The 12,932-nt window shown below is 68.9% G+C and carries 15 protein-coding genes and 1 pseudogene; 4 read left to right on the plus strand and 12 right to left on the minus strand.

Annotated elements, in window-relative coordinates; translation table 11 throughout:
* The 8 genes and pseudogenes from AC1D2K_RS17085 to flgB all read right to left on the minus strand — a co-directional run.
* A pseudogene (locus AC1D2K_RS17085) lies at positions 1-225 on the minus strand (hypothetical protein); the annotation flags it as partial.
* Between the two features lie 2 nt (positions 226-227).
* Entirely contained in the window at positions 228-899 is a 672-nt protein-coding gene (locus AC1D2K_RS17090; RefSeq protein WP_478090026.1) for a flagellar basal body L-ring protein FlgH, read from the minus strand.
* 95 nt (positions 900-994) lie between these two features.
* Positions 995-1,777 (minus strand): flagellar basal-body rod protein FlgG, encoded by a 783-nt coding sequence (flgG, locus tag AC1D2K_RS17095; RefSeq protein WP_478090027.1) that lies wholly within the window; start codon positions 1,775-1,777, stop codon positions 995-997.
* 28 nt (positions 1,778-1,805) lie between these two features.
* The gene (locus AC1D2K_RS17100; protein ID WP_478090028.1) at positions 1,806-2,549 is read right to left on the minus strand and encodes a flagellar basal body rod protein FlgF; all 744 of its coding nucleotides are present in this window, start codon (positions 2,547-2,549) and stop codon (positions 1,806-1,808) included.
* Between the two features lie 46 nt (positions 2,550-2,595).
* On the minus strand, positions 2,596-3,810 hold the full coding sequence (flgE, locus tag AC1D2K_RS17105) for a flagellar hook protein FlgE (protein ID WP_478090029.1): 1,215 nt from the start codon (positions 3,808-3,810) through the stop codon (positions 2,596-2,598).
* Positions 3,811-3,889: 79 nt separating this feature from the next.
* Positions 3,890-4,576 carry a flagellar hook assembly protein FlgD gene (locus tag AC1D2K_RS17110; RefSeq protein WP_478090030.1) on the minus strand — a complete coding sequence of 229 codons (687 nt, stop codon included), beginning with the start codon at positions 4,574-4,576 and terminating at the stop codon, positions 3,890-3,892.
* Between the two features lie 21 nt (positions 4,577-4,597).
* Complete coding sequence (gene flgC, locus AC1D2K_RS17115; protein WP_478090040.1) at positions 4,598-4,993, minus strand: flagellar basal body rod protein FlgC; 396 nt, start codon at positions 4,991-4,993, stop codon at positions 4,598-4,600.
* Positions 4,994-5,031: 38 nt separating this feature from the next.
* Positions 5,032-5,439: a flagellar basal body rod protein FlgB gene (flgB, locus tag AC1D2K_RS17120; protein ID WP_478090031.1), complete on the minus strand. Its 408-nt coding sequence runs from the start codon at positions 5,437-5,439 to the stop codon at positions 5,032-5,034.
* A 212-nt stretch (positions 5,440-5,651) separates the two neighbouring features.
* Here flgB and flgA point away from each other — a divergent pair, with 212 nt between their 5' ends.
* The 3 genes from flgA (at position 5,652) to AC1D2K_RS17135 (ending at position 7,380) form a co-directional block, all read left to right on the plus strand.
* Entirely contained in the window at positions 5,652-6,356 is a 705-nt protein-coding gene (flgA, locus tag AC1D2K_RS17125; protein WP_478090032.1) for a flagellar basal body P-ring formation chaperone FlgA, read from the plus strand.
* Positions 6,357-6,649: 293 nt separating this feature from the next.
* Entirely contained in the window at positions 6,650-6,928 is a 279-nt protein-coding gene (gene flgM, locus AC1D2K_RS17130; RefSeq protein ID WP_478090033.1) for a flagellar biosynthesis anti-sigma factor FlgM, read from the plus strand.
* 5 nt (positions 6,929-6,933) lie between these two features.
* Positions 6,934-7,380, plus strand: coding sequence for a flagella synthesis protein FlgN (locus tag AC1D2K_RS17135; RefSeq protein ID WP_478090034.1), 447 nt, complete (start codon positions 6,934-6,936; stop codon positions 7,378-7,380).
* Positions 7,381-7,436: 56 nt separating this feature from the next.
* Here AC1D2K_RS17135 and AC1D2K_RS17140 read toward each other — a convergent pair whose 3' ends face one another.
* The 3 genes from AC1D2K_RS17140 to AC1D2K_RS17150 form a co-directional block, all read right to left on the minus strand.
* On the minus strand, positions 7,437-8,570 hold the full coding sequence (locus tag AC1D2K_RS17140; protein WP_478090035.1) for a zinc-binding dehydrogenase: 1,134 nt from the start codon (positions 8,568-8,570) through the stop codon (positions 7,437-7,439).
* A gap of 44 nt (positions 8,571-8,614) precedes the next feature.
* A complete protein-coding gene (gene yjjJ / locus AC1D2K_RS17145) occupies positions 8,615-9,994 on the minus strand; it encodes a type II toxin-antitoxin system HipA family toxin YjjJ (RefSeq protein WP_478090036.1) in 1,380 nt (459 codons plus the stop codon).
* Between the two features lie 100 nt (positions 9,995-10,094).
* On the minus strand, positions 10,095-11,408 hold the full coding sequence (locus AC1D2K_RS17150; protein WP_478090037.1) for a hemolysin family protein: 1,314 nt from the start codon (positions 11,406-11,408) through the stop codon (positions 10,095-10,097).
* Between the two features lie 23 nt (positions 11,409-11,431).
* Here AC1D2K_RS17150 and AC1D2K_RS17155 point away from each other — a divergent pair, with 23 nt between their 5' ends.
* Positions 11,432-12,274, plus strand: coding sequence for a symmetrical bis(5'-nucleosyl)-tetraphosphatase (locus AC1D2K_RS17155; RefSeq protein WP_478090038.1), 843 nt, complete (start codon positions 11,432-11,434; stop codon positions 12,272-12,274).
* A gap of 8 nt (positions 12,275-12,282) precedes the next feature.
* On the opposite strand, the gene AC1D2K_RS17160 is transcribed toward AC1D2K_RS17155, so the two are convergent.
* Positions 12,283-12,932 (minus strand): helicase-related protein (locus tag AC1D2K_RS17160; protein ID WP_478090039.1); only part of this gene is annotated, 650 nt, incomplete at its 5' end.

The following is a 12,932-nucleotide window of genomic DNA, read 5'->3' on the forward strand; positions in this document are numbered from 1 at the left end:
CAGGCCGTAGCCGATCAGGGCGTTGTCGCGCACGCCCTGGATGCTGGCGAGCTCCTTCAGGCGCTCGGCCTTCGCGGGCGGAGGCAGGCACAGCGCGAACAGCACCGCGAAGCCGATGCCAGCTGCCGCCTTGACGAAGGCCGGGATCCGGGCGCGCCGCAGCGCCGATGCGCCGTCCTGGGAATGGGTGGCCACGCGAGGTGGACTGGACAGGGAATGTGTCATGGTCAGAAGGGCATCACGTTCAGGAAAATTCTCTGCATCCAGCCCATGTGCTGCGCCTCGTCGATGTAGCCCTTGGCCGTGTATTCGATGCGCGCGTCGGCCACCTGTGTCGACAGCACGGTGTTGTTGCCGGTCACCGTGCGCGGGTTCACCACGCCCGAGAAGCGGATGAACTCGGTGCCTTGGTTGATACCCATCTGCTTCTCGCCGCTGACCAGCAGGTTGCCGTTGCCCAGCACGTCCACGACCGTGACCGTGATCACGCCGGTGAAGGTGTTGGCCGCGTTGGCACCGCCCTTGGCGGTGAGCGCGTTCTTGCCCGAGAGCTTGGCGTCCTGGCCATCGAGCAGGCCGCCGAGCACCTTGGGAATGGAGGCGAAGGCCGCGCCCACGCTGCCGTCGCGGCTCGCGTTGGCGCCGGAGTTCTTGCTGGCGTTGAGCTTCTCGCTGATGACGATGGTCAGGATGTCGCCGACGTTGCGTGGCCGGCGGTCCTCGAACAGCGCGACGCTGCGATTCGTTTCCTGGAAGATCGAGCCACTGGCTTCGCGCGCCGGCGAGATCGCCTGCGGTTCCGCACGCGCCGTCATCGGCTGGTGCACCAGCGGATCGCGCGGGATCTGGGCGCAGCCCGTGGCCAGCAGCACCGCACCCATCGCAAGCAGCGGTCCCATTCCAGGAACTCCGCGGAACCGGCTTTGCCGGGCCGCTGGCGTTGCCCCCGGCGAGGGGGTGGGCGGCCACACGAAGTGGGCAAGCCTGGGGGTGATCACAGCTGCGCCAGCCGTTGCAGCATCTGGTCGGAGCTCTGGATCGCCTTGCTGTTGATCTCGTAGGCGCGCTGCGTCGCGATCATGTTGACCAGTTCCTCGACCACGTTGACGTTCGAGGCCTCGACATAGCCCTGGCTCAGGATGCCGGCGCCGTCGAGGCCCGGGTTCACGAGGTTGGGCGCGCCCGACGAATCGGTCTCGTGGTAGAGGTTCTCGCCCACGCTCTGCAGGCCGGCGGGGTTCAGGAAAGTGGCGAGCTGCAACTGGCCCACCTGCACCGTGGCGGTGCTGCCGGCCTGGGTGACCGAGACGATGCCGTCGCGGCCGACCGTCAGGCTGGTCGCGTTCTGCGGGATCGTGATCGCCGGCTGGATCGTGAAGCCGCTGGCGGTCACGAGCTGGCCGTCGCGGTCGGTCTGGAAGGAACCGTCGCGCGAGTAGGAGGTGGTGCCGTCCGGCATCAGCACCTGGAAGAAGCCCGCGCCATTGATCGCCACATCCTTCGGGTTGTCGGTCTTGGTCATGTTGCCCTGCGCGTGGATGCGCTCGGTGGCGACCACGTGCACGCCGGTGCCGACCTGCAGGCCCGAGGGCAGGCGCGTCTGGTCGGAGGTCTGGCCGCCGACCTGGCGCAGGTTCTGGTACATCAGATCCTCGAACACCGCGCGGCTGCGCTTGAAGCCGGTGGTGCCGACGTTGGCCAGGTTGTTGGACACGACGTCGAGCTGCGTCTGCTGGGCTTCGAGGCCGGTCTTGGCCACATAAAGGGAACGAATCATTGAATTACTCCTGCGGGGGTGTTGCGGCTCAGCCGTAGGCCAGCAGCTTGTTGGCCGACTGCGCGTTGGTGTCGGCGGTCTGGATCGACTTCATCTGCATCTCGAAGCTGCGGCCGTTRGCGATCATGGCCACCATGGCCTCGACCGGATTGACGTTGCTGCCCTCGACCATGCCGGCGGCGACCACGACGTTGGCATCGGCCTCGGCCGGCGGCAGCCCGTCGCGCATGCGGAACAAGCCGTCATCGCCGCGCACCAGGCTGGCGACGGGCGGGTTGACCAGCTTCAGGCGCCCGACCTGTGCCACGCCCACCGCCGGATCGCCGGCGCCGCGCGCCGCGATCGAGCCGTCGGCGGCGATAGTCACGGTCGAGCCGGGCGGGATCACCAGCGGACCGCCGTCGCCCACCACCGGCCGCGCGCCCATGGTCATCACCTGCCCGTCGGCACCGACCTGCAGGTTGCCGACGCGGGTGTAGGCCTCGCCGCCACCCGGCGTCTGCACCACCAGCCAGCCTTCGCCGCGCACCGCGACGTCGAGCTCGCGGCCGGTTTCGGTCAGCGGGCCATGCGTGAAGTCGGCGCCCGGGGTGGTCGCGGCCACGAAGGCGCGCGTCGGCGCTTCCTCGCCGACCACCGGCACGGCGCGGAAGTTGTTGATCTGCGCCCGGAAACCCGGGGTCGAGACGTTCGCCATGTTGTTGGCGACCGAGGCCTGCTGCTCCATGGCCTGCTTGGCGCCGCTCATGGCGACATACAACATTCGATCCACTGTGTGCTCCTGGTAGTGAGGGACTGCGTCTGTTCAGGGCCGCGCGTCAGCGGATGTTCATCAGCGTCTGCATGACCTGGTCCTGCGTCTTCACGGTCTGCGCATTGGCCTGGTAGTTGCGCTGCGCGACGATCAGGTTGACCAGTTCGGACGTCAGGTCGACGTTRGAGGACTCGAGCGCGCCCGCGGCCAGCGAGCCCTGCTTGGTGCCTTCACCCGGAGTGCTGGTGAGGGCCGAGCCCGAGGCCTGCGTCTCGGCGTACATGTTGTCGCCCTTCGGCTCGAGCCCGTTCGGGTTTGCGAAGGACGACAGCACGACCTGGCCCATCAGCTTGGACTGCTCGTTGGAATACTTGCCGGTGATGGTGCCGTCCGGATTGATCGAGAACGAGGTCAGCACGCCCGAGGTGTAGCCGTCCTGGCTCAGCTTGCTCATGCCGTTGGCGGTGCCGAACTGYGTCGTGCCGCTGAGGTCGACTTTGATGTTGACCGGCGACGAGCCGTTGGCGAAATTCAGCGCCGGCAGCGTGATCGCGCCGCCCACGGGTGCCGTGAGGTTGCCGTTGGTGTCGAAGGTCATATTGGACAACGCGGCACCGCCGTTGATCGGCGCGCCGTCGGCCGTTCCGTAGACGCTCCAAGCATTGGCACCGGTCTTCACGAAATAGACCGACAGGTCATGCGCATTGCCCAGCGAGTCGTAGATCGGGCCGGCGGCGTTGGAATAGTTGAAGGTCGCCGAATCGGTGGCGTTGAACGGCGTCTTGATCGGCACCGTGTTGCGCGCATCGAGATTGAACTCGGCGTCGACGCCGGTGGTCGCATTCGGCGTCATGGCCTGAGTCGGGATCTGGATCGCCGACGGCGTGCCGCCGTTGATGCCGCCGCTGGCGTTGACGCCGTAGCCGGTCAGGCGCAGGCCGCCAGCGTTGACGATGTAGCCGTCCTTGTCCTTGGTGAACTGGCCGTTGCGCGAGTACATGACTTCGCCGCTGGTGCTGGTCATTCGGAAGAAGCCGTCGCCGCTGAGGATCGCGACGTCCAAGGGTCGGCTGCTGGTCTGCGTCACGCCCTGCGTGAAGTTCTGCACCACGCCGGACACCGAGGCACCGAGCCCGATCCGGGAACCCGCATAGATGTCCTGGAAGGTCGCGGCCGCCGACTTGAAGCCGATGGTGCCCGAGTTGGCGATGTTGTTGCCGATCACATCGAGGTTCGCGGCGGCCACGCCGAGCCCGCTGACGCCTTGGGAAAAGCTCATGATGAATCCTTGGTTCGAAGCATTGAAGAGAAGGCCCGCGGCCGGAAAGCCGCCGGCGGAGGAAAGCGCGCGACGGTCCTCAGAGGAACATCCGCACGTCGGACAGCCCGATGCTCTGGCCCGATGCCAGTTCGAGAGTGACGCCGCCGGCGCCCTGCTTGACCGCTGCCACCTGCGCAAAGGTCAGCGCCGTGGCCTGGACGGCGGTGCCGCCGTTGCTGGCGGCCACGGCAAACTTGTAGCTGCCCGCCGGCACCACGTTGCCGGCGTCGTCCTTGCCGTCCCAGGTGGCGGCGTTGACGCCTTCGGTCATCGAGCCGGCCTCGATCGTGCGCACGGTCTTGCCGGTGGCGTCGACGATCTTGATCTGCACATCGCCGGCCGAGCCGGGCAGCTGGACCGCGAAGGCCTGCACCGCCGGATCCTTGCCCTCCTCGGGCGCCTTGGTGGCGAGGGTGTTGCCGGGCGACAGCACGCTGTAGCCGATCAGCGAGGCGGCCTGCAGCACCTGGTTGGAGCCGGTCTGGCTCACCAGGCCCGACAGCGTGCTGTTGAGCTTCTCGATGCCGCTCACCGTGCTCATCTGCGCCAGCTGCGAAGTCAGCTCGGCGTTCTGCATCGGGCTGAGCGGGTCCTGGTTGTTGAGCTGCGTGACCAGCAGCTTGAGAAAGCGCTGCTCGCTGTCGGCATTGGAGGCGCCGGCGGTGCCAGCCGCTGCGCTGGCTGCATTGGCGCCGGAAATGGAAGAGGTATCGGAGATGGCCATGGGAGCTTTCTGGGATGTTGTTTACTGGCCGACGGTCAGCGTCTTGAGCATCAGCGTCTTGGCGGTGTTGAGGACCTCGACATTGGCCTGGTAGCTGCGCGAGGCCGAGATCATGTTGGTCATCTCCTCGACCACGTTGACGTTGGGCATCGCGACGTAGCCGTCGGCATTGGCGTGCGGGCTCCGGGGGTCGAAGACCAGCTTCGCGGGCGCCGAGTCCTCGATCACGCCGGCGACCTTGACGCCGCCGATGTCCTGCCGGCCCGAGGCCGCGACCTCGAACACCACCTGCTTGGCGCGGTAGGGCTGGCCGTCGGGGCTGGCCGCGCTCTCGGCATTGGCGAGGTTGCTCGCGGTCACGTTCATGCGCTGCGATTGCGCGGCCATGGCGGAACCCGCCACGTTGAAGATGTTCATGGAAGTGCTGGGAAACGGCATGGCGTTCTTTCCTCTTCCTACTGCTGCACAGCGGCCAGCAGCGTCTTGATCTTGGCGCCGATCACCGTCAGGTTGGACTCGTAGCGCAGCGCGTTGTCGGCGAAGTTGATGCGCTCGGCATCCATCTCGACGCTGTTGCCGTCGATGCTCGACTGGCTCGGCACGCGGTAGAGCAGATCCTGGTCGGGCATCGCCTTCGCCTCGCCGGCCATGTGGCGCGACGAGGTGGTCACGAGCGCAAAGGACTGCGACTGCCGTCCCTGCTCCACGGCCTGCGTCAGCCGGCTCGCGAAATCGAAATCGCGCGCCTTGTAGTTCGGCGTGTCGGCGTGGGCGATATTGGCGGCCAGCACCTCCTGGCGCTGGGCCCGCAGATTGAGAGCCTCGCGGTTGAAGCTGAGTGCCGCATCGAGCTTGTCGATCATGTGGTTCCATCGGTTGGCATCGCGTCCGCACAAGACGGCATGGCGACAGATGGAAAGCGAGTCTATGCACGCATCGCGTTTGCAATGGGCTGAACAAAGGGGCATTTCGCCGGTACTTCGCGCCATCGCCTCGAGGGATCGATTCCTAGAATCACCTGGCGCCGGTGCGCTTCCCTCTCTTCAAGCACCTGCGCGTCTGCGAGAGACCGCCCATGCCACAACGCCCATCCTGGAAACGCCTTTCGCGCATCGTGCTGCCCGGCCTGATGGCACTCGCGGGCGCTTCGCCCGCAGCGGCAGCGCCCGCGCTGCCCGAGGGCGCGCGGTCCGCGATCGACCAGCTGCTGCACAAGCAGACCACCGGCCTGCCCGGCAAGGTCACGTTCAGCGTGAAGCTCGCGGGCGCGCTGCCGGCCTGCGAGGACTTCGAGGCCTTCCTGCCCAACGGCACGACGCCCCGGGGACGAATCTCCATCGGCCTGCGCTGCCGCGGCGACAGCGCCTGGACCCGGTTCGTGCCGGCCCAGGTCGCCGTCGAGGGCCGCTACTACGCCGCCGCGCGCGCGATCGAGGCGGGCGAGGCCCTGGGCGCCGCCGACGTGGTCGAGCGCAGCGKCGATCTCGGCGACCTGCCGCGCTCGGTGATCACCGACGCCTCGGCGCTGCAGGGCGTGGTGGCCGCCAACCGCATCGCCGCCGGCGCGCCGCTGCGCAGGGAGCTGATGCGCGGCGTGGTCGTGATCCAGCAGGGCCAGACGGTGCAGCTGGTGGCGCAAGGCCAGGGTTTCACGGTCAGCACCGAAGGCAAGGCCATGACCCGGGCCGAGGTCGGCGCGACCGTACAGGCCAAGACCCGCGACGGCCGCCTGCTCACCGGCGTGGCAGCCGAGGACGGGCAGATCCGGCTGGCCCAGTAGATGGCCCCCACGCTCCCCCACTGCGTGTGGGTCGCTGCCCCCCGAGGGGGCCGCAGGCCGCCTTGGGGCGGCCCGGCGCCGGCCTGGATGGCCCCCACGCTCCCCCACTTCGTGTGGGTCGCTGCCCCCGAGGGGGCCGCAGGCCGCCTTGGGGCGGCCCGGCGCCGGCCTGGCCCCGGCCTGGGGGCCCGCCTGGTTTTCCATATGGGCTGCCGATCGAAATTTGTGCAAACTTCAGCCTAAAGTTCTTGCTGCGTCCGCCGATATACGGGTCAGCCCATTGAGGAATCATCTTGAAAATCGATCCCCCCGGCCCCTCGGCCACGCCTTTCAACCGCCCGGCCAAGGCGGCTGCCGCCTCCAAGAGCGGTGTCGCCAGCGCCGCGGCGCCGGTCACGGGACAGGTTCACGCCATGCCCAGCGCGCCCGGTGGCAGTGACTTCGACGCTGCCCGCGTCGCGGCGATCCGCGAGGACATCCGCGCCGGTCGCTACGAGGTCCACCCCGAGCGGATCGCCAGCGGCCTGCTGGCCAGCGTGCGCGACCTGCTCGACCCTGGCCTGAAGCCATGAACACCATGCTGCTCTACCTGCACGCAGAAAAATCCTGCGTCGAGGAGTTCCTGGGCGTCCTCGACCAGGAAGAGCAAGCCATGGCGAATGCCCGCTTTGGCGAACTGCCCGCGCTCACCGAACAGAAAGTCGCGCTGCTGGACCGCATGGCCACGCTGGACCGCCAGCGCGAAACCGCACAGGTGGCGCTGGGATTCGAACCCGGACCGGACGGCGCCGATGCGGCCGCGGCGGCCGCCGGCGAGCCCACGCGCCAAGCCTGGGTCTGCCTGCTGGCGCTGGCCGATGAGGCCAAGGCACGCAATCTGCGCAACGGCTCGATGGTGCACTCACACCTCGATTTCACGCAGCGCGCCCTGCACTTCCTGCAATCGAGCGTCCAGCTGTTCTATGGCCCGGACGGTGCTCGCAAGACGGCGAGCGGCGGCGGCAACCGCCTCGCCCTGGGGTAGCGTCCTGGTCTTGGGGGCAGCGCCCCCACGCAGTGAGGGAGCGGAGGGCAATATCGCTATTTATTGGGATTCAGCAGGGCCTTCTCGCCGGTCGCGTGGCGGGAATAGACCGCGATCCGGTCCAGGCTCAGCGCCTCGACCAGCGAGAGCTCCGCGGTGTAGCGGCTCGCAAACGTGGTCTTGAGCTCGGCCGCCACGCGCGCCTTGAGCTTCGCCGCCCCGTCGGCCCCGATCTTCTGCAGGAACGGGAACAGCAGCCAGCCGCCCATGCCCCACGCCATGCCGAAGCCGCGCGTGAACTCGGTCGGCCCGCGGTCGAGGCCCCCGTAGATGTAGACCTGCTTGTGGATGGGAGAACCATAGCGGCTGTACTCGACCGCGGTCTTGTTCAGCGCCGCTTCCATGCAGGTCAGGATCTGGCCCGCCAGCGTGCCGCCGCCGATGGCGTCGAAGGCCAGGGTGGCGCCGGTGGCGACCAGCGCATCGGTCAGCTCCTGCATGAAGGTCGGCGAGGCGGCATTGCACACGTACTTGGCACCGAGCGCGCGCAGGATGTCTTCCTGCTCCTTCTTGCGCACGATGTTCACCAGGGCGATGCCGTCCTTCAGGCAGATCCGGTTCAGCATCTGGCCGAGATTGGAGGCCGCGGCCGTGTGCACCAGCGCCTTGTGGCCCTCGCGCCGCATGGTCTCGACCATGCCGAGCGCGGTGAGCGGGTTGACGAAGGCGGACGCGCCCTCGGCCGGGGTCGTGCCTTCGGCCAGCGGCATGCACTGGGCGGCGGCGATGCAGCGGTACTGCGTGTACATCGCGCCGCCGAGCACCGCCACGGTCTTGCCGAGCAGCGCCTGGGCCTCCGGCGAGGCACCGGCGGCCACGACCACGCCGGCACCCTCGTTGCCGATCTGCATCGACTGGTCCAGGCGTCCGGCCACGCTCTTCCTCGCGGCCTCCGGAATGCTGGCGGTGACGACCGGCCTCGACGCYGTGCCCGACGCCTTGGCCGTGCGCAGGTCCGCGGCGCCGAACAGCAGGCCAAGGTCCGACGGATTCATGGGTGCGGCCTCGACCCGTACGATCACTTCGTGGGCGGCGGGCTGGGGGATCGCCTCCTCGTTCAGGGACAGCGTCAGTTCGCCGTTGCGGCTGACGAGGGAGCGAAGCTGGAGGGTGGTGGCGGGCAGGGTCATGGGGGGTGTCTCCGGGCTGGGCGGGCCAGTATAGGAGCGGTGGATCAGGCTTGCTCGGCGCGCTGCCGCAGCAGCACGGCGTTGTTCGCGCTGAGCTTGCGGAAGGCTTCGCTGATGCGCCTGTCGGCGGATACCCGCCTCCAGAACATCAGTGCCGCCTCGCAAGCGGCGGTCCATGAAGCGCGTTGGGCGGGCAAGGGCAGCGGCGGCTGGAACTCCCGGCCCGGCAACTCCCCGCCGGCCAGCGGCGCATAGAGCATCGGCAGCATGTCGTAGACCGGCGCCAGCGCCAGGGCGCCTTGCGGCCGGAAACTGAGGTTGCCCAGATGCATGTCGCTGTTGGCGATCAGCCGTCCGAACCACCAGAGATGCTGAATGCGCAATTCATCCTGCGCCGAGAGCCATCCGAGGCCGGCCAGCCGGGCCGCCAGGCGGGTCCAGTCGACCGCACTTTCCCCGATCAACGCGGCATTGACCGTGTCGAGACTCACGAGGCGGCTGCGGCCGAACCTGCCGAGGCGATCGAAGCGCTCCACCTCGAGGAAGGTGCGGCCCGCCTGGGCGACCACGCGGCTGCGCGCGCTCTCGACGCCGGGCATCGTCGCGGCGCATTCCAGCGCCAGGTGCTCGGCCACCAGCAGGTCGGCCCAGCGCCGCACCGCGGGCGAGCCGTCGGCCCCGGAGAACTTCACCAGCACATGGGGCGTCGCCTGTCCGTCCAGGTCTCGCAGCGCCGAGAACTTGGGAAACTCACCCGCAGCGCTCGATCCCGGCACGCCCTGGGCGATGGCTTGTTCGGCCAGCCGCGCGTAGGCGGCGCCGACCTTGGCGCCCGGAATCGGCTCGGGCTCCGAACCCTTGGCCTGCAGCCAGCGCTCGCAGGCCAGGTCGCCCAGGATCAGGTTGCCGCTCACGTCCGAGCCGCTGCGACTCAGGACGAACAGGATGTCATCGTCCGACCATTCGCCCGGGTCCGCCGACACCTCCAGCCGCTGATGTTCCGCGCGCGCGAACTGACGTCCCATGTAGCCCTGGGGCCGCATGTCGTACAGCGGATAGGGAAGCCCGTCCCACCAGCCGTCCCGCGCCTCGTCGACCACCGGCCAGCCGGCGGCCTCGATCGGCATCAGCGCGCCCTGCGGCGCCAAGGGTGCCAGGCGCGCGACGAGCGTGGCCCGGCCGTCGCCATCGATGGCGTACAAGGGCAGATCGGAGGGGTCGCCGCGCAGCGGACGCCTCAAGGCATAGCGTGCGCGGCGCGCCTTGCCGCCGCTCACGACACGGTCGCCGAGCGCCTGCAGCAGGCGATGCAAGGTTGGCACGCTGACGCCCATCTCACCAGCCAGTTCAGCCGCACTGGCCCTCGGGCGTCGCGCCAGCGCGGCGCCCAATCGGTCGGGGACGGCGCGATGGCGGGATTCCATGACTATGAGAAGATTCTTGAGAAGATTCTTTTCATTCTCCCACAGGAGAATTCAGCGTCATGACCCTGTTTTTTGAGAAGATTCTCGAGCGATTCGAAGCTCAAGGCGCCAGATCGGCCGCCCCCGCGTCCGGGAATGCCAGCACCCGGTCGATCCGCCTGCCCTCCAGCGCCGCCACCTCGAAGCACCAGCCCGCGCAGTCGATCCGCTCGCCAACCTCCGGCAGCTGGCCCGAGACGAACATCAGCAGCCCCGCCACGGTGTTGTAGCGTCCGCGATCCTCGTCCGGCAGCTCGCGGATGCCCAGCCGCGCGCGCAGTTCCGAGACCGGCATCAGCCCGTCGAGTTCCCAGACCCCGTCGGGACGCTCGCGGGCCCAGGCTTCGGCATGCGTCGCCACCTGCAGCTCGCCGGTGATCGCCTCCAGCAGGTCGCGCGGCGTCATCAGGCCCTGCACCACGCCGTACTCGTCCACCACGAAGACCAGCCTGCCGGCGCGCGAGCGGAACTGCTCGAGCAGTTCCATGCCGGTCAGCGTCTCGGGCACGAACACGGCCGGCTGGGCCGCCTGCTCCACCGGGCCCTCGTGCGCGGGACCCAGACGCAACAGGTGGGCCACGCTGATCACGCCCACCACGTCGTCCAGCGAGTTGCGGCACACCGGGTACCAGGAATGCACCAGGTTGAGCGCGCCGGCCGCCGACACCGTCTGCAGGCTCTCGGCCACCGTGGACGAGGCCTCGAGCCATTCGATGTCGGCCCGCGGCACCATCAGCGACGACAGGCGCCGGTCGTCCAGGTGGAACACGTTGCGCACCATCTGGTGCTCGTGCATCTCGATCACGCCGGCGTCGACGCCCTCTTCCAGGCTGGCGGAAATCTCTTCCTCGGTCACCACCCGCGCCGCGTTCGAGTCGATGCGCAGCAGCTTCAGAATGGCGGCCGTGACGCTCGACAGCAGCAGCACGAAGGGCTTGGCCCCGGTGGCGAGGCCGCGCATCGGCCGGGCCACGAAGCGCGCCACCGGCTCGGGGTAGAGCTGGCCGATGCGCTTGGGCACCAGCTCGCCGAAGACGATCGTGAAGAAGGTGATGCAGCTCACCACCACCGCGGTCGACGCGACGCTCGCAGTGCCGAAGCCCATGCCCATCTTGCGCATCCACTCGGCGAGYGGCTCCGCGAAGGCCGCCTCGCCGACGATGCCGCTGAGCATGCCGATCGACGTGATGCCGATCTGCACGCTGGACAGGAACTGCGTCGGATCCTCCATCAGCTTGAGCGCCGCGACGGCGCCAGCGTCCCCGGTCTCGGCCAGCGCCGCGAGGCGTGCGCGGCGGCTGGTGGACAGGGCCATTTCGGACATTGCGAACAACGCGTTGAGCGTGGTCAGCAAAGCCAGGAGAAAAACGTCCATGAAGGCGGGAGAGAATGGGGATCATGGCACTTTACTTGATCGGTGACGTGCAGGGCTGCGACGAGCCCCTGCGGCGCCTTCTCGACGACATCGCTTTTTCCCCCAGCCGCGACACCCTGGTGCTGCTGGGCGACCTGGTCAACCGCGGGCCGTCCTCGCTCGAGGTGCTGCGGCGCGTGCAGGGCTACGGCGCGGCAGCGCGGAGCGTGCTGGGCAACCACGACCTGCACCTGCTCGGGGTCGCCCACGGTGCGCAAAAGCACGGCCGCAGGGACACCTTGGCCGGCGTGCTCGATGCGCCCGACCGCGCGGCGCTGCTCGACTGGCTGCGCCAGCAGCCGATGGCGCTGCACCAGCGCGTGGGCGGCGGCGACCTGCTGATGGTGCATGCGGGCGTGCTGCCGCAATGGAGCGTCGAGGACACGATGGCCTGCGCGGCCGAACTCGAGGCGGTGCTGCGCGGCCCGTCGCTGGTCGACTTCCTGCGGACCATGTACGGCAACGAACCCGCGCAATGGAGCGATGCCCTCTCGGGCAGCGAGCGGCTGCGCGTGATCGTCAATGCCCTCACCCGGCTGCGCTTCTGCACGGCCGAGGGCGAGATGGAGTTTGAAAGCAAGGACGGCGCGGCGGCCGCGCCCGAGGGCTTCATGCCCTGGTTCGACGTGCCCGGCCGCAGGACGGCCTCGGCCACCGTGGCCTGCGGACACTGGTCGACGCTCGGCTGGCTGTCACGGCCCGACCTGCTGTCGACCGACACCGGCTGCGTCTGGGGCGGCTGCCTCAGCGCGGTGCGCATCGGTGCGACGCTGCGGGACCGGGAGCTGATCCAAGTCGGCTGCCCGCAAGCCCGGCAGCCGGGCTGATCAACGGATCAGCTGGTTTCGGTGGCCTTGAACAGCGCGGCCACCTTGCGCTTGGTCTTGATGTTGGCCGAGATGCCGCGCGCGGGGGCGGCCTTGGCGGCGGCCTCCCAGGCCGGCTCGGCCTCGCGCACGGGCGCCTCGTAGGGCTGCTCGAAGAAGGGGTCGCGCGGCCCGGCGGGCGCGCGGTGCGGGCGGGTGCTGCGCACCGGGCGCGAATCGGCGCGCTCGCGCGGACGCTCGAGGGTGTCGAGCACGTCGCGCGCGTCGCCGGCCTCGCCCTCTTCGCGCCAATGGCGGCGCCCGTCGTTGATGCGGCCGCGCGGACGGTCTTCCTCGAACTCGACCGGCTCGAGCTCGATCTTCTTCTTGATCAGCTTCTCGATGTCGGCCACCAGGCGGACGTCGTTGCCGCCGCTGGCGAAGCTCACCGCCAGGCCCGAAGCACCGGCGCGGCCGGTGCGGCCGATGCGGTGCACGTAGTCCTCGGCGTTGAACGGGATGTCGAAGTTGAACACCGCCGGCACGTCCTTGATGTCCAGGCCGCGGGCGGCGACGTCGGTGGCGACCAGCAGGTCGACCTCGCCGGCCTTGAAGGCCGCCAGGGCCTTCAGGCGCTCGTCCTGGCTCTTGTCGCCGTGCAGCGCCGTGGTCTTGAGGC

The sequence above is a fragment of the Variovorax sp. P1_H12_2 genome, assembly GCF_056405335.1.